The organism is Enterococcus sp. DIV1639a, assembly GCF_050530445.1.
GTDB lineage: Bacteria > Bacillota > Bacilli > Lactobacillales > Enterococcaceae > Enterococcus_B > Enterococcus_B hirae.
The window spans coordinates 1,623,349-1,646,321 of record NZ_CP172886.1; the positions used below are offsets into that span (position 1 = coordinate 1,623,349).

Consider the following 22,973-nt stretch of genomic DNA (forward strand, 5'->3'; position numbering starts at 1 on the left):
GTAATAACCGCAATCTGAACACTGCAAACGAAATGAAAATTTGTTTGCAAAGCAATGAATTTGCAATGAAAAAAATTTTCTTTTCTTTTCCTCTTGTAAAAAAGAAAAAATCACGCTAAATTAAATTGAAACGAGGGATTAGCAATGAAAGCAAAAACATTATTTAAACATGTCGACAAAACACAACTATATTATATTTTAAAAGGGGTCTTAGTTGGGTTGCTCACTGGCGGTATCGTTAGCATTTTTCGCTTGGCGATTGAGAAATTTGGTGAATTGACCGAACAAGTTTACCTTCATAGTCAACAAGAACCTTTATATTTAGCATTTATCTTAGCAGCTTCAATTATTATTGCTATTTTTGTGGGATTTCTTATCAAAAGCGATCCCGATATTAAAGGAAGCGGCATTCCCCAAGTTGAAGGACAATTACAAGGAGAATTAACAGTCTCATGGTTTTCTGTTCTATGGAAAAAATTTATTGGAGGCGTGTTATCGGTTGGTTCCGGTTTATTCTTAGGTCGAGAAGGTCCATCAATCCAGTTAGGCGCAGTAGTGGGTGAAGGAACAAGCCAATTATTAAACAGCTCTTCAGCTGAAAAGAAAATTCTTATCTCTAGCGGAGCGAGTGCGGGATTAGCAGCAGCATTTAATGCACCGATTGCTGGGTTATTATTTGTTTTAGAAGAAATCCATCATTCTTTCTCTCCATTAGTTTGGCTGACATCCTTTACATCAGCGATCACTGCTAATTTTGTGTCACTTTATTTTTTCGGTTTGAAACCTGTATTGTCTCTAGGAAAAATTCCGTCTTTACCGTTAAAATATTATGGTTTTTTAATTATTCTAGGTATTATTCTCGGTGTGCTAGGGTATATTTATCAGATCGTTTTGCTTAGCTTACCAAAATTTTATCGAAAGCTGCCAATTCCTGCACACTTTCACGGAATCGTTCCTTTTCTTTTAGTTTTGCCGATTGGCTATTTTTGGCCAACAATCCTAGGGGGCGGAAACCAGATCATCATCACTTCAGGACATGCCTTTTACCCATTAACATTGATTGCAGGTCTATTTATCTTACGGTTTTTCTTTTCTATGGTTTCATATGGCGCCAGTTTACCGGGCGGGATTTTTTTACCAATCCTAACTTTAGGTGCGCTGATTGGAGCATTTTATGGAGGGGCTTTAGTGAACTTAGTTGGTATGAATCCGATTTATGTCAAAGACTTTCTCGTGATTGCGATGGCAGGTTACTTTACAGCAATCGGAAAAGCCCCGTTGACTGCAATTATCTTAGTAACGGAGATGGTCGGTTCTTTGAATCATTTGATGCCTTTAGGTGTCGTTTCACTCTTCGCTTACGTTAGCAATGATTTATTAGGAGGCAATCCGATTTACGAATCTTTACTCGAGCGATTGATTCAACAAGAAAAACAACCAATATTAGTCGGCAAAACAACCTTTGATTTTCCAATCACTGCGGAAAGTACATTGGATGGACGAATGGTCAGAGATTTCAATTGGCCAAAACATATGTTACTCGTTTCCATTATTAGAGGAAATAAAGAGATTTTAACTCATGGGGATACAATCATGAATGTTGGCGACATTTTAGTCATCTTAACCGATGAACGTCATCTTTCAAGCGTACGGAAAACGATTGTTGCTCGCTCTTCGATTTTAACGACGAAACAAGCCTTTTAGGCAATAAAAATTTGCTCTTACGATTAGCCAGTATGCTAGTGGTAAGAGCAAATTTTTATTTTATAGGGAAATACAACCAGTATCTTTATCTTTAAATAAACTTTTCATCTTATTCTCTTTCTTTATTTCCCCAAAAATACTTCACTGTAATTGTTACTCCTACAAGGAATATTCCCAAGAAACTAATCATTAAACTGTCTGTGTCCGTTGTTTTGGGGAAGGTACTCATCGTTTTTACTTCTGTTTTAATCACATAACCTGGTTTTTGAGCCCCTGCACTTTCTTGCTGGTCATTTGGCAGTTCGGCATCAATTCCAAGTGATCCTTTTACGTCAAGTGTTGCCTTCATATTATCCCTTCTAACTTTTTTAATCAGTTTAAGGCGCTGCTGTCCAAGATACAGCATCTAATTGCAACGTCAAATTGAACGTTGGTGTACTCTTGGTTGCTGTGGTAGAAGATACTGTTCCAGCATAATTGAAGGTGGTCGAAAAAGCATTATTTGCGGTACCATTTGCAGTTAGTTTTCCTTCATTGTTTGCTAATGTAAAGAGTTTGACTGGTGTCGTCGCAAAATCTGTGAGTGTTCCTGCGGCGATCAAGGAAGTGTTCGTTGCTGCTGGAGAAACAAGATTTAGACTAGAAATTTCTGTGATACTTTCGGCATTTGTTTGCGCGAAATCTGCAATGGATACATCAACTGGACGTCCCGATTTATTTTCAATATTATAGATTGGAGATTCAATATCATTTCGCCCGCTTACGTTATAGAAAATGGTCGCTGTATCTAATGTCACATTGATCCAATTGTCATGACTTTCCTCAATCGCTTCTTCTGGATCTGTGTTATCTAATCCAATCGTACCATTGATTTGAATATCGGCTTGGTCAACACCAATCACGTCTTCCGCTTGAACCATTGCGGGCGCAACAAATCCAACAAAACTCCCACTAAACAACATACTTACAAGTACTTTTTTCATCATATCAATAAACCCCTTTTATTTTTTATTCAACTGTTAATGTAACTCCTGCAGCCACTTGACCTTTTTTTTCATTGGTGTCTGGGTCATACAAACTAAATAAAGCAACTGATGGATACTCCCCCTTTTCTAATGCCTGTTCCAACGTGACATTTTTTATTTCATACCCGGGCTGAATCGCACCGGAAGTATAAACAAGTTGATTGTTCTTTTTTTCTCTAATTTCTACATTGATCGGATAGCCATTTTCACTGGGATTTTTTATCATCAATTCGCCTCTCCCTGTTTGTCGATCGATTTTCGCTTCAGGTGAGATAACTAAATTGAATTTGCTTTTATCTACTGCAACCTGCGCGATTTTTTTCTTTTCAGAGTCAGATATTTTTTGGGCATCTTTCCCAGCGGGTAAAAATTCGCCACTGACAATAGTAACAGGCTCTGGTTTTGCTTGAAGATAATAGCGGTACACTAGCCAGCCACTTAGCAACAACAATAATCCTAGTAGAATGAGTAGTACCTGCTTTTGTTTTTTCCGTTTTGTTTCTTCCATTGCTTTTCTCCTTTATTCTTTAGCTGATAGTTGATAAGTAAAGGCATAACTAGGATAATATTTTTGTAAAATGTTTCCTGAAAATTCTCCAGCTAAATAAAGTTCAATTGGTTCTGTTAAAAAAGGGGCAATTTCCAATCTGTCCACATTATTTTGCCCGACAACCAACGGTCCCATCGTTGTCCCATCAGTGGCAACAAGATTAAGAATCAACTCGTTATGATTTCCGCCAGAAAATTGATTGACTAGCACAACTGATGAATCAGCTGTAAGATCTTGAACCGTGCCAATCGTAAAATCAATGGGATAGTTACTCGAACTAATGATTGGTTTGGTCGAAGATGCCGTGTCGAATGCACCTTCTGTTTTCGATTCAAATATCATTTCTAAAGGTACTTCCACACTTAATGGACTTTTGACTACTTCCACCTGTTGTTCTACCCAAAGGCTTTCAGTTAAATAGGCTTGAAGTTCGGGATCATCGTTGACGGCACCAGCTATTTTTGTATAGACAAAATAAGTTCCAGCTGGTAGTTTTTCTTTTGTCCATGTCATTCCCGCGGTTTCTTCGACTGCGATCATCCCATCTGTATTTTCATCAGCAAGCTCAACTTGTTGTTGTGCTTCCTCAGTCGTTAAATCAGTTTCACTCCAAAGTTGTTTCGTACTTAATTTAAACGTCGTTGCCTTTCCTATCCGACTGGCTGGCTCATAAGCATTGATCGTAGTGTCTAATTGACTTTGTCCGACCGCTACACTCGGCTGTGCTTTCCAATCGGTAATATTGATTTTTTTTTGATAGATTGCTTGTTTTAAAGCTGTATTTGTAAAGTAACTGTCATTTAATGTAGCTGTACCAGCTCCTACTACTTCCTTTTTTTGTAAACTTTGATCAGTTGCTAAATAGCTAAATTGATAGCCTCCTATTTCTCCTGCTACTCCATCGATCCGGTTAAATGTCATATTTCTAGCAAACAAGCCGTTGGTATTAGAAGTATTTTGAAAACGAACAAAATCGGGCTCATCCGCATTCATTACAACATTTCCATTTGAATTGAATCTGCCTAGGCTGATCATTGAAGTTTGTGAATTAGCGCCAAAATTGATTTCTGCTGCTTGACCATTCGTAAAATTCATTGGCTTGTTACCTGTTTGTTCATACAAAAATTTAGCATTTTGACCAATCGTAAAAATTAATCCTGTCCCATCATAAGAAAAATAATCTTTGCTTGATGTCAATTGCACATTCGCATTTTCTTCAAGAGTGACTCGTATTTTCCGATCACCCGATCCGCCAGAAGCTGAACCATAAAACAAAGCGAGATTCGTACTCGTTTGGTGGTTGATAATCGTCGTCGAATCTTTCGCAAATGTAATGTTGTTTCCTTCCATGAACTCTTCGCTGTTTGCTCCTGCTTCACTGACAAATTCATTTTTCCCCTCAAAGGTGAAGGTGGATTCTGTATGCCAAGCTAGAAGTGGTTGCGCCCCGGTCTTGCCATAATAATTGACGTTTTCAAAAACCGCGTCAAATGAGAGGACAGATAAACTTCCAGCCCCTAAGATCCCGTAGTAAGATTGGTTGCCATAGATAACGCCATTTTCATCAGTTAGTGTCGCGCTTCCAAAATTCATGTTTTTCAATTTGATTCTTAATCCACTAATCTTCACTCGATAGCCAGTATTCGAAGCGGTTGAGTTGGAAGCGTTGGTATATAGCATATGATGATTTTGACCATCGATCTCGACATTTTTATAAAACTCAAAAACATCCGCATCTGTATACACGATGTCTGCTGTCAAAGCAACATAATAGGTTCCCGAACCTGAATCATTATTGATCTCACTCATTACCCTAATTAATTCATCTGCTGTTGCTGCAGTATAAGGACTTTCTAATGATCCTTCTCCAACCAAAGGACTAATTGCACCAATTTCGTCGGACAGTTCAGCGTTTTCTGCTAACACTTGTTTTGTTTCTTCGCTGCTTGTTGATGCTTCGGTGATTTGATTATTGACATCTTCATGGGATTCTTCCGTAGTTGTCTCAAAGGAAACGGAGTACTCATCACTTGTGCTCGTTTGCACATTGTCATGGAGATTTACACTATTTTCAGAATTTTCTTGTGCATCAAAGTCATTGACTGGGACAATACTAGCACAAAGAATAAAGAGCGATAAAACAACCCATTTTGTACTTTTTTTCATATTCCCCTCCTCTATAACCATTCTTTTTTTATATAAAAGCGCTTTTGATTAACATTAGATTACAAAAAAATGATACTATACACATTTATATCCGTCAATAAATAACTAATTTCTAATCACAAATCCTATATTTATGCATCTATTGATCAATTTCGCTTTCCATTTTTTAATTTTCAAAAAATTTGCATTTAATCTCACAAAAAAACCTTCTTACGAAAATTATTGTTAAATTCCGTAAGAAGGTCTCATATTTATAAATTGAAAATTATGCTGTTGTTACTGTTGGTGATTTTCTTAGTAAACCATAAATCACACCAGAAACGATTGCACCAATAGCGATGAATGCTAAGTACAAGACTGGATGACTTAACAAGAATACAACGAAAATCCCACCATGAGGAGCAAGTAATTTGATACCGAAAGCACCAACTAAACCACCTGTTAAAGCAGAGCCAATAATGAAACTTGGAATGGCGCGGATCGGATCAGCTGCTGCAAATGGGATCGATCCTTCTGTTACAAAGGACAAGCCCATCACAATATTCGTTAGACCAGCATCTTGATCTGTTTTACTAAATTTATTTTTGAATAAACGAGTAGCAACAAAAATTGCTAATGGTGGAACCATCCCACCAGCCATAACAGAAGCCATCACGACACTACCGCCAGTCGCAACAGTTGTTGCTAGCGTAGCTGTACCGAAAACATAAGCCGCTTTATTAATTGGTCCACCTAAGTCAGCAGCCATCATTCCTGCAAGTAAAGCTCCAAGTAACGCAGCGTTTGAACCGCTCATGCTTGTTAAAAATCCGTTTAATGCATCATTGATTGCTTTCATCGGTACATTAACCAACAACATCAAGAAACCGGTAATCAACAACCCAAACACGGGATAAAAGAGAATCGTTTTGATTCCGTCTAATGATTTAGGTAATTTCTTGAAGAGTTTACGCAAGAACACAATGACATATCCAGCTAAGAAACCGCCGATCAAAGCCCCTAAGAAGCCTGCACCGCCAGTATTAGCTAATGCACCAGCAGCAAAACCAACAATCAAACCAGGGCGATCCCCGATACTTGAAGCAATAAATCCAGCAAGAACTGGTAACATGAAACCAAAAGCAGCTTGACCGATTTGGTTGAACCAGCTGGCAATTTGATTATAATTCCCAAGGTTTGCAAGCTGATCTTGTGGTACACCCATAAATTGGTCTACCATGAAAGAAAGAGCAATCGCAATCCCACCGCCAATAACAAACGGCAGCATATGAGAAACACCATTCATCAAATCTTTATAGATTCGTTGACCGACGGTTCCTTCTGCACTTCCTTCATCAGAACCAGTATCTTTCCCTTGTCCATGATAAACTGGTGCAGTACCGCTTAAAGCAAGATTGATCAGTTCTTCTGGCTTACGAATCCCGTCGCTAACCGGACGATTGACAAGTTCTTTCCCGTCAAAACGATCCATGGCAACTTTTTTATCTGCAGCTACGATTACACCATCCGCACGAGCGATGTCTTCAGCTGTCAATAAGTTTTTAACGCCTTCTGATCCGTTTGTTTCAACTTTGATCTCTACGCCCATTTCTTTCGCTTTTTTCTTCAAAGCATCTTCCGCCATATAAGTGTGGGCGATTCCTGTTGGACAAGCGGTTACTGCAATAACAAACTTGCTCTTAGGATCAACGGTTGCAGCTTCAGCTTGTTTTGCCTGTTCTGCTTTTTCTTCCGCAGCTTTTTGATCTTCCGCTGTTTGGAATAATTCTTGTACAGCTTCTGGTGAATCTGCTTCTTTTAATTTTGCAACAAAATCTGGATCCACTAAAAGGCGGGATAAAGCAGCTAACGCTTGTAAGTGTGTATCATTTGCGCCTTCTGGAGCTGCGATCATAAAGAATAGGTAAGTCGGCTGACCATCTAATGCCTCATAATCGACCCCTTTGTTACTTTTAGCAAATAGTACGGTTGCTTCTTTTACTGCTGCATTTTTTGCATGAGGCATCGCAATGCCGTCACCTAGTCCGGTAGAAGTTTGCGCTTCTCGTGCTAAAATCCCCTCTTTATAGGTTTCAATATCTGAGATTCTTCCGGCAGCAAACATTTTTTGGACCATTTCATCAATTGCGCCTTTTTTATCAGTTGCTTGTAGGTCCATGATCATTGCATCTTTGATCATTAAATCTTTGATATTCATGATAATCCTCCTGAAAACGAATCTATTTTTGTTATCTCAACTTCTGGTAACAGTTCATTAATCAATGCTCTAGAAGCTAAATCATCAGAAAATGCTGTCGCACTTCCACAAGCGACTCCCCATTTAAATGCTTCCACTGGATCTTGATTTTTGCTATAAGAACCAATAAATCCAGCAATCATTGAATCTCCTGCACCAACCGAGTTTTTTAACGGGCGAACTAATACGTTTGATCGGTAAGCACCTTCATTAGTAAATAACAAGGCACCATCTCCCGCCATTGATATCAAGACATTTTGTGCCCCTTCAGCTAATAGTTTCTTACCATATGGCAAAATCTCTTCCACACGATCAAAGTGTGTCTGATATAATTCGGCTAATTCATGGTTATTAGGTTTGATCAACAATGGTCTTTTAGCAAGAGAATTTTTTAGATCATCCCCAGTTGTATCAATCACAAAGTCTGCTTCTTTTTCACGAATGATCTCAATCAATTCTTGATAGAACCCTTTTCTTAAGCTGGCAGGAGTACTACCAGATAAGACAACGATGTCCCCTTTGTTCACAACACTTAGCGCTTGCTTGAATGATTGGATTTCTTCATCTGAGATCGTTGGGCCTAAACCATTGATCTCCGTTTCAGAATCAGATTTTAATTTGATATTGATCCGAGTATCTGATTGAACTGTTGTAAAAGAAGTTTGGATTGTTTCTTTTTCCAACCACTCTGCGATAAAGTTTCCTGTAAAGCCTCCTAAAAAACCAAGGGCTGTCGAATCAGAGTCAATTCTTTTCAAAATTCGAGAAACATTGATCCCTTTTCCGCCAGGAACTTTAAAGTCTTCTTTCATTCGATTCAATTCCCCGATTTTTAACCCATCGACACGTACGATAAAGTCAATCGACGGATTTAATGTTACTGTATAAATCATTGTATAGCTGCCTCCTTGATAGTTGTCCGTTCCCGATAATCGGTAACAAATTCCAATGGACAACGTTCGGTTACGATCGTGGCTGCTTCTAAAGGTGCCACAGAAGTGAAACTAAGCTTGTTGAACTTAGAATGATCAATCAGGACGAAACTTTCTTCCGCATTTGCCATTGCTAGACGTTTCACGGCTGCTTCTTCCGGATCTGGCGTTGTAAATCCACGGTTCAAGTCAACACCGTTCATTCCCATAAACACTTTATTAAAATAGAAATTTTTTAACTGGCTGATTGTACTATTTCCTAGTACAGCATTTGTTGATAATTTAACTTGTCCACCTAATATGATGGTGGGAAGTTGCAAATCAACCAAACTAGCTGCATGTTTCACTGAATTAGTTACTACCGTTACCTTTTTCTCTTGCAAATATGGGATCATTTCTAACGTCGTGGACCCAGCATCTAAATAAATAACGTCATCGTCATTGATTAATTGAGCTGCTAATCGAGCGATTGTTTGTTTTTCTTGAACGTTTTTGAGCGTTTTTTCACTCATATTCTGTTCAAACCCTAAAAGTTGCCCTTTTTTCGCGCCACCATGGATTCTTTCTAACAGACCATCATTCTCCAACTCTTGCAAATCACGTCTAATCGTTGATTCAGAAGCGTTTAGAAGTGTTACTAAATCTTGAGATTTCACTATTTTATTTTGTTCTAACAAGTGTAGTATTTTTTGTCTGCGCTCTTCTGTAAGCATTTCCACGATCACCTCACGACATATAGTAGCATAATTCTTTTTAATAATCAATAAAAATCATTCAAAAACATTCACAGACAATCTAAAACATTCAAAAAAGAGTCTGAACTTTCAACTGGTCCAGACTCTTGAGTGGTTGTAAAGAAGTACAAACGGTATTTGCTGAGTGATTCTTCCACAACCTTTTATATGCTTTATTTTCTATGCACTAAATAATAGTACCTTCCTAATCCAATGAACATAATGATAAAGCCCAAAATTGATCGTACAGGGATGTTGGGAAGAAAGAACATCAAAAAAGCTACAAATGCTGTAGGTAACATGACCCGATAATATAAGTGTTTATCCATGTGATCACCTCAAATTTTTTGTAATGTCGCAAATTTGTTTAACTTTGGATAATCATAGATTTCTACTCTAAGATGATTTACACCTTTTTTCACGTCAAAGCTTAAACGTCCTCGTCTTTTTCTTATTCGCTTAAACTGAATATCTGATAGTTTTTCGCGAATTTCATTCAATGGGAGCTGTGTCAAATTTTCAGTAGGTACGTATAATCGTAAAGTAACTAAATATTCTTGATATTTTTCATCGTCAACTGCGATCTCTAAGTATTCTCTTATATAGTAGCAATAAGCTTCGATCCCATCATCTAAAGAAATACGGGGATCAATCACTTTGTAAAACATCATCTGCGCCCGCTGCTCATCTACCCAAGGAAAATAAGCTTGTGTATTCAACCGCCCTCTTACTCGCTTTTCGTGGTATTCATCATTGACAAAATTATAACTTCGAGTAACGAAGAACGTCGCATCCTTTTTCTGAGTCGGTTGCATTCTTTCATTTTGGTATTGAACAGATTGAATACTTTGATCGGTATAAGCATACTCAATGTACGGGGCTTTCAAAAGCCCAACACCATTGTCCCAAGAAAGATGATCAAATCCCAATTGGTCGCGATAATAGGTCTGAAAATGTCGATTCGTTTCCTCGGCCCATTTGAAAGGGTCACGATATAATTGAATACAGATCACACCATTTTGTTTCTCTTTTACAAATTCCACTTGTTGGACATCTAAAAATACTTGTTTCGGAATGATGCGATAGTAGTAAGAGCTGTAATACATTTCCCAACAAGAAGTAAAACATAATCCCTCATGAGATAGATCGTAACCAGGCAATTGATTACAATCAATCACAACCGCTCCCGATCGTTCTCTCATCTTTGGCAACTTATCAATAGCTTCTTGTGTTTCAAACTTCAACCGTTCTTCAATTTCTTTAATATTATGATACTTAAATTCATTGTATGAACGTAAGTAAGCAAATACGCCATTTTTATCCATTTTAAGCTGGATATAATCTCTGATCACCGATTCATGTTGTAAGAAAATATTCTTCTCCAAAATATTCTTAATGATCAATTGTTGACCATCAAAATGAAATCGACACTCATTCGTTTCATTTTTTACAGTCAGCCAACCAAATGCGAACTGAGATTCCTGCATTGCTTCCTTTTTAAAGGTTGTCCATTCAAATATTCGTGCTGTCTGACGAGAAGTCTGAAAAAATGAGGGACTAAACATCATCCGAATAAAAAAGAACCAATCTTCCAATTCATTTTCTCTTTGACTTTGATTCAAATCGGTTAATTGAATCGTCATTAATAATTGTTGTTCTTCCACTACGCTCTCACTCCTTTCAAATTATTTTATAATTAAATTATAACCAAGCATAAGAAAAAACTAAAATTTAACGACTTCCAATTATTTTAGTAACTATCCATGGTAGAATAGAAACAAATAATCAAAGAGGTGAATAATTTGGGGCTTAAATTTGAACGTACAGATAATCTTGATAAATTATTTGAATCCTTTGCTGTTGATCCAGAAAAAACAGTTGCTTCAAAAGAAGAAATCGATCGCTTTTTGAAACCAAAAAATGACGAAAAAAAAGAACAGACAAAAAAATAGAAAAAAACTAGTAGCAAGCGAATGTTCTCCTCTTTGAGTCCTTCGTCTGCTACTAGTTTTTTATTCTGAAATTGCTTCTTCAATTGCCTGCCAAGCTTCTTCTTTTCCTTGCTTTGTGACAGAAGAAAATAAAATAAACTGATCATTATTATCAAAATCCAACGCTTTTTTGATTTCACTTTCATGCTTGTTCCATTTTCCTCGTGGTATCTTATCCGCTTTAGTCGCTACGACAATCACTGGAATATCGTAATATTTCAAAAATTCATACATCTGGATATCTTCTTGGGAAGGTTTGTGACGTAAATCGACTAAAGAAACGACTGCTCGCAACTGCTCTCTGGTCGTAATATATGTTTCGATCATTTTACCCCATTTTGCACGTTCAGTCTTTGATACTTTGGCATAACCATAACCAGGGACATCGACAAAGTGTAACGCATTTTCAATCAAATAAAAATTCAATGTTTGGGTCTTACCTGGTTTTCCCGAAGTGCGAGCTAAATTCTTTCGGTCAATCAACGTATTGATAAAAGAAGACTTTCCGACATTTGAACGCCCTGCTAAAGCAATTTCTGGTAAATCAGATTCTGGGTATTGTTTTGGTGCAACTGCACTAATCACTATTTCTGCTTGATGTACTTTCATAAAATCTCTCCTAAAAAAGGTCGTTGAAGAAGAAATGAACTCTATCGAGATGAGAGAAGATTGTTTAATATCACTTTATTAAACAATCTCTGATATACGAAGAGTCGCTTCTTAAACGCCGTGTAACAGGTTGCGAGAAGCATGAATTGATTCGTTCCTTAAAGAAAAAAATCTCGAAACAGCTTCTCATGTTTTGAGGTTTTTTGATTTCATTCTAAGATTCAACGATCGAAAAACTGCAGTTGATTGCGGAAAGTACGTTTTTACATAAACGAAAGTCATCTTCCCTATTTACCAAATTTGAGTAATCACAACGTTGAATCGCCTGCTGTCAATAGAATGCCTTAATCATTAATCAATAGTTTCGATAAAAAGACAAAGCTGCCGCAAAAGCAATAACTAACTTTCACGACAGCACTCCAGCTTCTATCTGCTTTTATCCCGCTTTTTTCTCAGAATCTTTATAAACGACAGTCGGTTCTCCTGTTAATTCAGCAGCTTCTTTCGTAATGATCACTTTTTCGATATTCTCATTAGATGGGATGTCAAACATAATATCCATCATGATTTCTTCGATGATCGAACGTAGTCCACGTGCCCCAGTATTTCGGGCAATTGCTTTTTCAGCGATTGCTGTTAATGCCTCTGGTTCAAATTCTAATTCCGTATTATCCAAAGCAAGTAATTTTTGGTATTGTTTGACCAAAGCATTCTTTGGCTCTGTCAAAATACGCACAAGATCTTCTGTCGTTAATTTTTCAAGTGCTGCCATTACTGGTAAACGACCAATAAATTCAGGAATCAAACCAAATTTCAATAGATCTTCTGGAATGATTTCTTGCATGACACTTTCGCCATCTGCTAATTTTTGATTTTTAGTCCCGAAACCGATTGTCTTTTCTCCTAGACGATTTTTAACAATTGTTTCAATCCCATCAAAAGCACCACCTACGATAAACAAAACATTTGTCGTATCGATTTGGATAAATTCTTGATGAGGATGCTTCCGACCGCCTTGAGGAGGAACGCTGGCAACTGTTCCTTCTAAAATCTTCAATAAGGCTTGTTGGACACCTTCACCTGAAACATCTCGAGTAATTGAAACATTCTCGCTTTTACGAGCAATTTTATCGATTTCGTCAATGTAGATGATCCCTTTTTCAGCTCGTTCCACATTATAATCAGCTGATTGCAATAATTTCAATAGGATGTTTTCGACGTCTTCCCCAACATAACCAGCTTCAGTTAAACTGGTTGCATCAGCGATCGCAAAAGGTACATTTAACGTTTTAGCTAATGTTTGTGCCAAGAAAGTTTTCCCTGATCCAGTAGGACCGATCAGGCAGATATTACTTTTTTGCAGTTCAACATCATCTGCATCTTCTTGGGATTGTTGATTAACACGCTTATAGTGATTGTATACTGCTACAGCTAATGAACGTTTCGCACGATCTTGACCAATCACATAATTATTTAAGACTTCCAAAATTTCTAATGGTTTTGGTACTTCTGTGAATTCACGTACCGCTTCTTCATAAAATTCTTCATCAATGATTTCTTTGCATAGGTCAATACATTCATTACAGATGTAGACCCCTGGACCAGCCACGATTTTTTTTACTTCTTCTTGTGTTTTCCCGCAAAAAGAACAACGTACGGTCTCATTGCCACTTGGATTATCATACATGGTCTTCACCCCTTAACTTGCATCATAAATGCAAGAAACTATCACAGACTTTACAGTCTTTTACTATCATACCATAATTCAAAAAAAAGCAAAAGCACTAAACAAGAACCAAAAATCGAAAATATGCAAAAAGAGGAAACCTCTCAGTTTCCTCTTTGATAAAATGCAATAAAAGATGATTATTTTGCTTCAGTAGCAGTTCCAGTAATCAAATCGATTGCTTTTTTCATTGTCACATCATGTTCCAACATATCTTCTGTTAACACTCGTTTGATTTGTTCGATTGGCATGTTGTATGTCTCAGATAATTCTTGGATTTCAGCGTTGATTTCTTCTTCTGTTGCTGCTAGTCCTTCTGCTTTAGCGATAGCTTCGATTACAAGATTTGTTTTTGTGCGTACTTCTGCTTCGCCTTCAAATTGTTTGTGCAAGTCTTCTTCTGTAGAACCAGTTAATTGGTAGTACATGTCAGGAGAGATCCCTTGACGTTGCATGTTGTTCAAAAATTCATCCATTGAACGGTGTACTTCATCGTGAACCATCACGTGTGGCAGATCAACGATTTCTGCATTTTCAACAGCTAAGCGGATTGCAGCTTCATCTTTTGCGTCTTCTGCTTCTTTTTCTTTTGCTTCTGTCAATTCTTTTAGATATTTTTCTTTCAATTCTGCTAATGTAGAAACTTCATCATCTACATCTTTTGCAAATTCGTCATCTAATTCAGGTACTTCTTTAGCTTTTACTTCATGAACCGTTACTTTGAACACTGCTTCTTTACCAGCAAGGTCTTCTGCTTGATAGTCTTCTGGGAAAGTAACTGTTACATCTAAGCTTTCACCTGATTTTTTACCGATCAATTGATCTTCAAAGCCAGGAATGAATGAACCAGAGCCTAGTTCTAGTGAATAGTTTTCACCTTTTCCGCCATCGAATGCTTCGCCATCAACAAAGCCTTCAAAGTCAATCACTACAGTATCGCCATTTTCTGCTGGAGCATCTTCTTTGATTACTAATTCTGCTTGAGCTTCTTGTTCACGTTTGATACGTTCTTCCACATCCGCTTCAGTAACTTCACGGTCTTGTTTTTCAACAACTAAATCTTTATATTGACCTAATTTCACTTCAGGTTTAACTGTTACTTCAGCAGTGATCACCCAATCTTGCCCTTTTTCCATGCTTTCAACATCGATTTGAGGTTGTGATACAGGTTCGATACCTGCTTCTTTAACTGCTGCTTCATAGCTTTCAGGTAAGACAGCATTCAATGCGTCTTCATAAAGAGCTTCTTCTCCGTACATACGGTTGAATACTTGGCGTGAAACTTTCCCTTTACGGAACCCTGGTACGTTCAAGTTTCCTTTAACTTTATTAAACGCAGCTGTCAATCCTTTTTGAATTTCATCTTGCGCAATCGTAAATTTTAAAACACCATCGTTTGTGCCTTTTTTTTCAAATGTTGCAGTCATTTAGTTCCCTCCGAGTTTAGAAAATTCATTTTATACATCAAAAACGTTTCATGCATACCCTTAAATAGTACACTAACCCTTTCAAATTGTAAACATATTGAATGGTTAGAATCCACGTTTTTCATGACTTTTTTATCTGATAAGTGTCAACAGTCACTTTGAAAGAGTAGCATTTCCCTTAAAATATTTCCCCTTTTTTCTAGGAAATCTGCTTCCTCTGCTTCTGTTTGTCTATTATTATAGTTTGGATCATACATGCTAAGTGTATCAGCAAACCATTTTTTAGGATCACCGACATATGTATCATAAACAGGATAAAGAAGAGCGGATTGCATCATAAATTCTTCTTTTAGCACTGTACTAAGATAGGCATCTTGATCTTCATAAGCTTCTGCTAATCGCATTAACTGTTCATAAGCCTTCTGCTTTTCTGGTTTTGGTAATGTTGCAGGTATGACTTCTATAAACGTCTGATCCATCGTTAAATAAACAACTGGCTGGTGTTTCTTCACTTGCACGAGTGACTCTAACATTTTTGCTCGCACTAATAAGTGGATCTCTGGTAAGATAATCATTTTTTTGATTGTTTGTACCAATTCATGATAAGGCAACTCTTCAATCTCAGAAACAACCAAAAGTTGTTCTGCAGGTGGCATTGTCGGCATTTTTTCAACACTAAGATGAATCTTACGTATTTTTTGACGGTCATTTTGACTCGTGAAATTTTCTGCTTGTTGGATCTTCTCTACCATGAGTTGCTCAAATAAATCAGAAAAATCATAGCTGGCAATTAACTTGCGAGCATAAAGATAATCTTTTGTTTGGATCAGCAGATCAAAATAAAAAGCTGCCACTTTTTCATCTGTCAGGTAGTCATTTTCATAAGGAAACGCCTGATTCAGCGCTTCTTTTTTTTCATCTAGCTCAACTAAGCAAAGGACAAGTAGACGATTCGCCTCAAATGTTCCTTTAAGCTCCAATGCTCGTTGTAAAAATGTCTTTGCTTGTAAATATTGATGATCAGCTAATGCTTGTTGCGCTAGACGCATAAGATTTTCGTATTTATCAGGAAAATCAATCGGCTCCAATGTTCGTTCTCCCTTCGACTCTTTGCCAGTAAAATCATGAATAAAACTATAGTATCAAACATAAAAAAACATGACAATCTTTTTTAGATTGCCATGTTGAAAAAATAAAATGAATCAAGCATTAATTTCTTGATTAAAGGCTTTGACTAGATTTAGCGTGACTACACTCGTATTTGAAAAATAATCACCAATATGCTGTTTTCTTTGATTAAAGATTGTCGGTAAATAGCCAACAAAAAGTAATGGGAATTTCAAAATGAACCGACAAGCGCCTTCTCTCACCAGCACTGTTGTCCAACTCAAATCTGATTCATTAAAGCAAATCACACGAATCCCAAAAATCATTTTTCCAATCGTTTGACCATGATTTAATTTCGTGAATAAAATAAAATAACCAAGGTAAATCAGCAAAGCAACAAAACCATAAATACTTAAATAAGAATCGGATACTTTTAACCAGTCTAAATTAGCCGCTAAGCCAATGGTCAACCGTGTGATTGAGCCAATACAAATCAGATCCACAATAAAAGCGAAAAATCTTATCCAAAATCCTGCATAAAAATATTTAGGAAAGTCATTTACATTGATTTTTTCCTCTTTATCTTCGGTATACTGTTGCCATTGTTGTTGCTTTACTTTGATTTCACTTTCAGATAATGGTTTTTCTTTAAAAGATTGCAGTACTTTTTGAGAAAAGCCTGGATCTGGACCCACAGCAGGACGATCTGCCTTGTTATGTGAAGTTAAATCTTCTGGTTGCTTCGTCATGCTTACTCACCTCCGTAATAATACATTGCCTTTGGTGATTGAACGGTTCCTTGATTTTCTAAGAAAGACAAGATTTGACTTGTTTCAGAAGCTTTTAGGCCTTGAAGCTGAGCAAGTTTCGAACCGAACCATGTGTTTGCAAAACCAGTAGTATTCGTTTCATATTCTACTAACTGAGCGTTTTCTAAATGTTGCTCACTTCTCATCGCTTTTAACGCGTCTTGTGGATACCCAATTTCATCCACTAATCCGACTGCTTTCGCCTGTTCTCCATCATAAATACGACCATCCGCAATTTTTCGGACTTCTTCTTCTGATTGATTTCGTCCAGTACTGACTACTTTGACAAATCGATTGTAGGCATTATCGATATAAGTTTGTAAGACTTTTTGATCTTCTGGCGTTTGTGGTCTAGTACTTGAACCCATATCTTTCAATGCACCACTTTTTACCGTCGTATCCTCGATCCCTAATTTTTCTAAAAGACCAGAATAATTAAGACCTGACATGATGACACCAATGGACCCAGTGACTGTTTCCTCTGTTGCATAGATTTTATCTGCTTGGGCTGAGATATAATATCCGCCACTAGCAGCTGTATTTTTCATACTGACATACATTGGAATATTTCGTTCATTTCGGATATCACTGATTGTCTTAGCTATTTCTGCACTTTCATAAACACCACCACCAGGAGAATTGACTTCTAACATCATCCCTTTGATCGTTTTATCTTCTTTTATAGCATTTAATTGCTCCATAAACTTAGCGTGATTGTATCCTTCTGTTGCAAACAAACCTGATGTTCCATCACTAGTGATCGTCCCATCAACAGTCAATTTTACGATTTTTTCTGAACTATCTCCTTCTTCCAGAACCGTGGGCGATAATTCATTAGTGCCATATAATAAGCTATTCAAACCACTCATTTGCTTTTCTTCTTTTGAATTTGACGTCAGGCTAGATGATACCAACGAAACAACCAATAAGCCTGCCGCAATCAACACTGCTATCCAACGCTTTTTATTCATACTCTCCCTCGCTTAATATAAATTTTTGATAACGATCACTGTTTCTTTTTCTCCAGTTGCATTCATTTTTTCTGCTTTTTCGACTAATGTAAATCCATTGAACTTCTCTTTTGTCCACTCATCTTCTACTACGAATTGTTGCGCTTCTCCAATAGTCAACGCATCAGGCGCAATTTCTTGGATACTATCCCAACCAGTATCTAAAAAGATTTTGGTTTCATCATCCACTGTATTTACTTTTTCAAGTTCGGCCAACTGTTTTTTTAGCATGCCTAATGTCAAGACTGCGATATTTGATGCCATTTTTCATCCTCCTTCTTTTACTTACTCTCATATTGTACCGAAGTCTGCAAAAAGATGATAGTCAAAACTTCATTTCGATCCTCCCGCCAAAACCATATAGACCAATTTTATTTTTTCTCTTTTTTATTGACAAACATCACACAACAACGTTATCATTTAAGAAGTTTCCAGAAAAATACGAAAAAGGAGTTTAGATATACCATTCTCATTTTAAGGAATAGCGCCTGGTCTGTAGTTACAGATGACGAGGAAAGGGTTTATCGAAATATTCGGCGGATGACCCTAGGGACTGCACTCTATAGGATCGATCAAAACCTATCTGTGAAGATAGAACAAAAATCGATTCCAGCAGCTGGAAACTTTCATAATGATTATATTATAGAAAGTAGGATGTTTTTTATGTGTGGAATTGTCGGAATGATTGGATTAGAAAACGTAACACCAGGATTGATCAATGGTTTAGAAAAATTAGAATATCGGGGATACGATTCGGCTGGAATCTTTGTTGCGAATGACGAAAATGATTTTTTGGTCAAAGCACAAGGTAGAATTCAGAACCTAAAGGATAAGCTAACAAACGAAACAGCGGGAACAATCGGAATCGGTCACACTCGTTGGGCAACTCATGGCGAACCTTCTCAAAAAAATGCGCACCCTCACACTTCTCAAAGCGGACGTTTTGTTCTTGTCCATAACGGTGTAATTGAAAACTTTGCTGAACTAAAAAACGATTATTTAGAAACGGATCAATTTTCAGGGGAAACGGATACTGAGATCATTGCTCATCTTATTGAATTTTTTGCAAATGAAGGACTGGATACAAAATCTGCCTTTGTCAAAACACTTCAATTAATCAAAGGTTCTTATGCTTTCGCATTAATTGATCGTACTCTGCCAGATCAAATTTTTGTCGCTAAAAACAAAAGCCCTCTCTTAATTGGTCTGGGAGACGGATTCAATGTTATCGCCAGCGACGCAATGGCTATGCTGGCTTATACGAAAGAATTTGTTGAAATTGAAGATGGCGAATTAGTGATCGTCACTAAAAATGAGATTTCAATCGAAACGATCTCAGGTCAACCAGTTGAACGAACTTCTTTTGAAGCACAAATTGATGCAGCTGATATTGAAAAGGGCACTTATCCTTACTACATGTTGAAAGAAATCGATGAACAACCGATCGTTATGCGAAAGATTGCCCAAACTTACGTGAACCATGAGAATGAAGTACTGATGGACAAACAACTTTTAGAAACAGCTAAAAACAGTGACCGTATCTACATTGTTGCTTGTGGAACGAGTTACCATGCTGGCTTAGTTGGAAAACCTATTTTAGAACAATTAACCCGTATTCCTGTGGAAGTCCACCTTGCAAGTGAATTTGGTTATAATTTGCCTTTACTTTCAGAGAAACCATTTTTTATTTTCTTAAGCCAAAGTGGAGAAACAGCAGACAGTCGACAAGTACTCGTGAAAATGAATGAATTGAATTACCCATCATTGACGATCACTAATGTACCCGGCTCTACTTTATCAAGGGAAGCTTCTTACACTCTTTTACTACATGCTGGACCTGAAATCGCCGTGGCTTCAACAAAAGCTTATACTGCTCAAATCGCTGTTTTAGCTGCACTTGCTAAAGGAATTGGTCATGAAAAAAATCTTTCTTCAGCTAGAGAATTCGATCTAACGCACGAGCTTAGTATCGTAGCGAATGGCATGGAAGAACTAATTTCTCAAAAGGACTACTTACAGGAGTTAGCAGCTGACTATCTAATGGATGCAAGAAACGCTTTTTATATTGGACGTGGAACAGATTATGCTGTCTCTTTAGAGGCTGCATTGAAGTTAAAAGAAATCAGTTATATCCAAGCAGAAGGTTTCGCAGCTGGGGAATTAAAACATGGTACGATCGCGCTGATTGAAACGAACACACCGGTTATCGGGATGATCAGCGAAGAGATAACAGGTGCACACACGAGAGGAAATCTAAAAGAAGTGGAAAGTCGTGGAGCAAAAACTTTGGTTATGGCTACAAAAGGCTTAGATCGATCAGATGACCAATTAGTATTGCCTGTTGTTCATCCTTTACTCACTTCATTAATCACAGTGATCCCTACACAATTGATTGCCTACTATGCGACCTTGCTAAGAGGTCTTGATGTTGATAAACCGAGAAATTTGGCAAAATCAGTGACCGTTGAATAGGAAAAAGGTTAAAAAAATATAGCATGTATCACCATGAAAAAAGCCAAAAAACAATGAAATTTAATTTTCATTGCCTTTTTGGCTTTTTTGTGTAGTCATCAATCAGTTCGAAAATGACTTTTTATTGTTTTAACCTATTTTGCATCGAGTCCCCCATCTAAAGGAGCTAAGCATTAGTTCCGGGCTGTTTTGCTTGATGGCTCTTTTTTTGTCTCCTGTAAGATAACAGGATTGTTACACTCACTATGGTTAGCCCCAGTAGTTGTAGCAATGGACTAACTTTATTACCCGTAGCTGGTAACTGTTTACTCACCTTTTTAGCAGTATTCTTATTCACTTTTGCTTCCTCTTTTCCTTTATTAATTGCTCCATTATTTATTGTTTCGGTTTCTTTTGCCACAGGTGGTTTTTCCGTTGATTCTTTTACTATCTCTTCCTCTAAAGGAGGAACTGTCTCATGTTTTTTGCTTGTCTGCACAATGATTTTATTACTTTCTTCCGAGAGATTCCCTTCTTTGTTTTTCGATTTAACTACATAAGAATATTTCGTATTTTCCTGTAAATCTTTATCAGTATATAGTGAGGTTTCCCCCGCTACTTCTCCTACCAATACATTGTTTCGATAAACTTGATAGCTCATGATTTCTTTTGATTCATCAGGTGCGTCCCACATTAAAGCCACTTCATGTTCTGTGACACGGGCTGATCTCAGTTTAGTAGGGGGCAACGGGCGACTCACCTCCATTGTCATTTTCGTTCTTGCTTTCACTGCATTACTCGCTTCTGATAGATTACCAGCTTGATCAACCGCTCTGATTTTATAGGTATAAGTGGTAGCCTCCATCAATCCTGTGTCTATGTAAGTTAAGTCCGTACCAGAAAGTGTTTGGACTAACTGATCGTCTCGATAGACGTGATAACCAGTGACACCCACATCATCGATTGCTTCTTCCCACGACAAGCTGACACTGTTAGTTGTTACATCATCGATTCGTAAATTCAAAGGGGGCGTAGGAGGAGTCAGATCTTCTGCTGATTTTGTCCTAGCCGTTACCGCATTACTTGCTTCTGATAGATTCCCTGATTGATCAACAGCTTTGACTATATAGGTATAGGTGGTATCTTCCATCAACCCTGTATCTATGTAGGTTAAGTCCGTACCAGTTAGCGTTTGAACCAACTGATCATCTCGATAAACGTTATAACTAGCTACATCAACATTATCGATTGCTTCTTGCCATGACAAGCTGACACTGTTAGTTGTTACATCATCGATTCGCAAGTTCAAAGGAGCTGCTGGAGGAAGAATTTCTTCTGTTGGTTTTGTCTTAGCTGTTACTGTATTACTCATTTCTGATATGTTTCCTGCCTGATCAACTGCTCTCACTTGATATGTATACATCGTATCTTCCATTAATCCTATATCCGTGTATGCTACTTCCTCCGCACCAATCACTCCTTGAATTAACTGATTGTCTCGATAAATGATATAACCGATTACGTCAATGCTATCTGTCGCTGATTCCCACGATAAGCTGACACTATCAGTTGTTACACTAGTGACTTTTAAATTCAAAGGCACTGCAGGTGGGCTGCTACTCGCCAGTTTTGTCCTAGCCGTCACTGCATTACTCGCTACTGATACATTCCCCGCTTGATCAACTGCTCTCACTTCATACGTATAGGTAGTATCTTCCGTTAATCCATTGTCGGTATAGGCGAGGTCTGCACCGGTGACTGTTTGAATCAGTTGGTTGTCTCGATAAACCAAATAACCCATTACGCCTACGTTGTCTGTTGCAGCTTCCCAAGACAAGCTAACACTATCACTTGAAACGTCGTTGACTTTCAGATTTTTAGGATTGGTAGGAGCTTCCAAATCTAATGCAGTAGCTTGAACGTTATCAAAATATGCTGTCCCGTTTCCACTAGACGCAAAACGGATAATATATGTATTTTCACCTTCCGGAGTCGTAAAGCTAAATTCATGTTGTTTCCAAGCATCATTATAATGTCTCTCATCCTTCAACGAAATAAACCCTTCCCCATGATTAAGCGTGCCAAATTCCACAATTGCTGGAAACGAAGGGTCTCCGATCACATAATAAGTGAATTGATAGGTCGTTTTCGGTTTTAACTGAACATATTGCAGGATATTCTCTCCATTTGATGCCATTACATAATGATTGCCACTTTCATCTGTCACAAGTGCAGGATTACTACTTCCAGGATTGGAAACGATCCAGTGATTCAATCCATCATTAAATTCACCATTTTTTATAATCACCTCTTCTGCTAGTTGATAAGAGGGTGCATAAGATGGATCAACCGCTACTGCAATGACCGGTTTTACAAATAGAAAAACAATCATCATCAATCGAATCAGTTTTTTGAAAATTTTCATATTTACCTCCTCTAAATTAGTTGTTTCGCAAGTTAGTTTAATCTATTCAGAGATAAAAAAAGCCCTTTTTT

General features: G+C 37.5%; 19 protein-coding genes. 3 read left to right on the plus strand and 16 right to left on the minus strand.

The window, feature by feature from the left end:
• Positions 1-144 precede the first annotated feature (144 nt).
• Positions 145-1,704 carry a ClC family H(+)/Cl(-) exchange transporter gene (locus IGJ32_RS07310; RefSeq protein WP_010737720.1) on the plus strand — a complete coding sequence of 520 codons (1,560 nt, stop codon included), beginning with the start codon at positions 145-147 and terminating at the stop codon, positions 1,702-1,704.
• Between the two features lie 109 nt (positions 1,705-1,813).
• Here IGJ32_RS07310 and IGJ32_RS07315 read toward each other — a convergent pair whose 3' ends face one another.
• The 8 genes from IGJ32_RS07315 to IGJ32_RS07350 form a co-directional block, all read right to left on the minus strand.
• Complete coding sequence (locus tag IGJ32_RS07315) at positions 1,814-2,053, minus strand: hypothetical protein (RefSeq protein WP_010718979.1); 240 nt, start codon at positions 2,051-2,053, stop codon at positions 1,814-1,816.
• 28 nt (positions 2,054-2,081) lie between these two features.
• Positions 2,082-2,690 carry a hypothetical protein gene (locus tag IGJ32_RS07320; RefSeq protein WP_342081782.1) on the minus strand — a complete coding sequence of 203 codons (609 nt, stop codon included), beginning with the start codon at positions 2,688-2,690 and terminating at the stop codon, positions 2,082-2,084.
• Between the two features lie 22 nt (positions 2,691-2,712).
• Positions 2,713-3,237, minus strand: coding sequence for a hypothetical protein (locus IGJ32_RS07325; RefSeq protein WP_342081783.1), 525 nt, complete (start codon positions 3,235-3,237; stop codon positions 2,713-2,715).
• A gap of 12 nt (positions 3,238-3,249) precedes the next feature.
• Complete coding sequence (locus IGJ32_RS07330) at positions 3,250-5,445, minus strand: hypothetical protein (RefSeq protein WP_342081784.1); 2,196 nt, start codon at positions 5,443-5,445, stop codon at positions 3,250-3,252.
• Between the two features lie 265 nt (positions 5,446-5,710).
• Positions 5,711-7,642, minus strand: a complete 1,932-nt coding sequence (locus IGJ32_RS07335; protein WP_178305897.1) for a PTS fructose transporter subunit IIABC — start codon at positions 7,640-7,642, stop codon at positions 5,711-5,713.
• Positions 7,639-8,574: a 1-phosphofructokinase gene (gene pfkB / locus IGJ32_RS07340; RefSeq protein ID WP_342081785.1), complete on the minus strand. Its 936-nt coding sequence runs from the start codon at positions 8,572-8,574 to the stop codon at positions 7,639-7,641. Before pfkB ends, IGJ32_RS07335 begins: the two co-directional genes overlap by 4 nt.
• A complete protein-coding gene (locus tag IGJ32_RS07345; protein WP_010718973.1) occupies positions 8,571-9,326 on the minus strand; it encodes a DeoR/GlpR family DNA-binding transcription regulator in 756 nt (251 codons plus the stop codon). The genes pfkB and IGJ32_RS07345 overlap by 4 nt, the downstream gene beginning before the upstream one ends.
• A gap of 359 nt (positions 9,327-9,685) precedes the next feature.
• Positions 9,686-10,990 (minus strand): hypothetical protein, encoded by a 1,305-nt coding sequence (locus IGJ32_RS07350; protein WP_178287267.1) that lies wholly within the window; start codon positions 10,988-10,990, stop codon positions 9,686-9,688.
• 159 nt (positions 10,991-11,149) lie between these two features.
• On the opposite strand from IGJ32_RS07350, the gene IGJ32_RS07355 reads away from it, so the two are divergent.
• Positions 11,150-11,299, plus strand: a complete 150-nt coding sequence (locus IGJ32_RS07355; protein WP_010737727.1) for an SPJ_0845 family protein — start codon at positions 11,150-11,152, stop codon at positions 11,297-11,299.
• A 60-nt stretch (positions 11,300-11,359) separates the two neighbouring features.
• Here the strand turns inward: IGJ32_RS07355 and yihA are convergent, their stop codons facing one another.
• The 7 genes from yihA to IGJ32_RS07390 all read right to left on the minus strand — a co-directional run bounded on the left by yihA (position 11,360) and on the right by IGJ32_RS07390 (position 18,290).
• The gene (gene yihA / locus IGJ32_RS07360; RefSeq protein WP_010718969.1) at positions 11,360-11,947 is read right to left on the minus strand and encodes a ribosome biogenesis GTP-binding protein YihA/YsxC; all 588 of its coding nucleotides are present in this window, start codon (positions 11,945-11,947) and stop codon (positions 11,360-11,362) included.
• Positions 11,948-12,383: 436 nt separating this feature from the next.
• Complete coding sequence (gene clpX / locus IGJ32_RS07365; RefSeq protein ID WP_010718968.1) at positions 12,384-13,634, minus strand: ATP-dependent Clp protease ATP-binding subunit ClpX; 1,251 nt, start codon at positions 13,632-13,634, stop codon at positions 12,384-12,386.
• 179 nt (positions 13,635-13,813) lie between these two features.
• Positions 13,814-15,100, minus strand: coding sequence for a trigger factor (gene tig, locus IGJ32_RS07370; RefSeq protein ID WP_010718967.1), 1,287 nt, complete (start codon positions 15,098-15,100; stop codon positions 13,814-13,816).
• Between the two features lie 146 nt (positions 15,101-15,246).
• Positions 15,247-16,188: a hypothetical protein gene (locus IGJ32_RS07375; RefSeq protein ID WP_373168899.1), complete on the minus strand. Its 942-nt coding sequence runs from the start codon at positions 16,186-16,188 to the stop codon at positions 15,247-15,249.
• Positions 16,189-16,302: 114 nt separating this feature from the next.
• Positions 16,303-16,956 carry an RDD family protein gene (locus tag IGJ32_RS07380; protein ID WP_034698258.1) on the minus strand — a complete coding sequence of 218 codons (654 nt, stop codon included), beginning with the start codon at positions 16,954-16,956 and terminating at the stop codon, positions 16,303-16,305.
• A 2-nt stretch (positions 16,957-16,958) separates the two neighbouring features.
• Positions 16,959-17,987 carry a signal peptide peptidase SppA gene (gene sppA, locus IGJ32_RS07385; protein ID WP_010718964.1) on the minus strand — a complete coding sequence of 343 codons (1,029 nt, stop codon included), beginning with the start codon at positions 17,985-17,987 and terminating at the stop codon, positions 16,959-16,961.
• 12 nt (positions 17,988-17,999) lie between these two features.
• The gene (locus tag IGJ32_RS07390; protein ID WP_010737730.1) at positions 18,000-18,290 is read right to left on the minus strand and encodes a hypothetical protein; all 291 of its coding nucleotides are present in this window, start codon (positions 18,288-18,290) and stop codon (positions 18,000-18,002) included.
• Positions 18,291-18,689: 399 nt separating this feature from the next.
• Here IGJ32_RS07390 and glmS point away from each other — a divergent pair, with 399 nt between their 5' ends.
• The gene (gene glmS, locus IGJ32_RS07395) at positions 18,690-20,498 is read left to right on the plus strand and encodes a glutamine--fructose-6-phosphate transaminase (isomerizing) (RefSeq protein ID WP_161651794.1); all 1,809 of its coding nucleotides are present in this window, start codon (positions 18,690-18,692) and stop codon (positions 20,496-20,498) included.
• A gap of 166 nt (positions 20,499-20,664) precedes the next feature.
• On the opposite strand, the gene IGJ32_RS07400 is transcribed toward glmS, so the two are convergent.
• Positions 20,665-22,902 (minus strand): fibronectin type III domain-containing protein, encoded by a 2,238-nt coding sequence (locus tag IGJ32_RS07400; protein ID WP_342081786.1) that lies wholly within the window; start codon positions 22,900-22,902, stop codon positions 20,665-20,667.
• Between the last annotated feature and the right edge of the window lie 71 nt (positions 22,903-22,973).

What these genes read in the sequence shown, in the direction of transcription:
- IGJ32_RS07310 (WP_010737720.1), top strand. Translation starts at nt 145, where the DNA reads ATGAAAGCAAAAACATTATTTAAACATGTCGACAAAACACAACTATAT.
- IGJ32_RS07315 (WP_010718979.1), bottom strand. Translation starts at nt 2,053, where the DNA reads ATGAAGGCAACACTTGACGTAAAAGGATCACTTGGAATTGATGCCGAA.
- IGJ32_RS07320 (WP_342081782.1), bottom strand. Translation starts at nt 2,690, where the DNA reads ATGATGAAAAAAGTACTTGTAAGTATGTTGTTTAGTGGGAGTTTTGTT.
- IGJ32_RS07325 (WP_342081783.1), bottom strand. Translation starts at nt 3,237, where the DNA reads ATGGAAGAAACAAAACGGAAAAAACAAAAGCAGGTACTACTCATTCTA.
- IGJ32_RS07330 (WP_342081784.1), bottom strand. Translation starts at nt 5,445, where the DNA reads ATGAAAAAAAGTACAAAATGGGTTGTTTTATCGCTCTTTATTCTTTGT.
- IGJ32_RS07335 (WP_178305897.1), bottom strand. Translation starts at nt 7,642, where the DNA reads ATGAATATCAAAGATTTAATGATCAAAGATGCAATGATCATGGACCTA.
- pfkB (WP_342081785.1), bottom strand. Translation starts at nt 8,574, where the DNA reads ATGATTTATACAGTAACATTAAATCCGTCGATTGACTTTATCGTACGT.
- IGJ32_RS07345 (WP_010718973.1), bottom strand. Translation starts at nt 9,326, where the DNA reads ATGCTTACAGAAGAGCGCAGACAAAAAATACTACACTTGTTAGAACAA.
- IGJ32_RS07350 (WP_178287267.1), bottom strand. Translation starts at nt 10,990, where the DNA reads ATGACGATTCAATTAACCGATTTGAATCAAAGTCAAAGAGAAAATGAA.
- yihA (WP_010718969.1), bottom strand. Translation starts at nt 11,947, where the DNA reads ATGAAAGTACATCAAGCAGAAATAGTGATTAGTGCAGTTGCACCAAAA.
- clpX (WP_010718968.1), bottom strand. Translation starts at nt 13,634, where the DNA reads ATGTATGATAATCCAAGTGGCAATGAGACCGTACGTTGTTCTTTTTGC.
- tig (WP_010718967.1), bottom strand. Translation starts at nt 15,100, where the DNA reads ATGACTGCAACATTTGAAAAAAAAGGCACAAACGATGGTGTTTTAAAA.
- IGJ32_RS07380 (WP_034698258.1), bottom strand. Translation starts at nt 16,956, where the DNA reads ATGACGAAGCAACCAGAAGATTTAACTTCACATAACAAGGCAGATCGT.
- sppA (WP_010718964.1), bottom strand. Translation starts at nt 17,987, where the DNA reads ATGAATAAAAAGCGTTGGATAGCAGTGTTGATTGCGGCAGGCTTATTG.
- IGJ32_RS07390 (WP_010737730.1), bottom strand. Translation starts at nt 18,290, where the DNA reads ATGGCATCAAATATCGCAGTCTTGACATTAGGCATGCTAAAAAAACAG.
- glmS (WP_161651794.1), top strand. Translation starts at nt 18,690, where the DNA reads ATGTGTGGAATTGTCGGAATGATTGGATTAGAAAACGTAACACCAGGA.
- IGJ32_RS07400 (WP_342081786.1), bottom strand. Translation starts at nt 22,902, where the DNA reads ATGAAAATTTTCAAAAAACTGATTCGATTGATGATGATTGTTTTTCTA.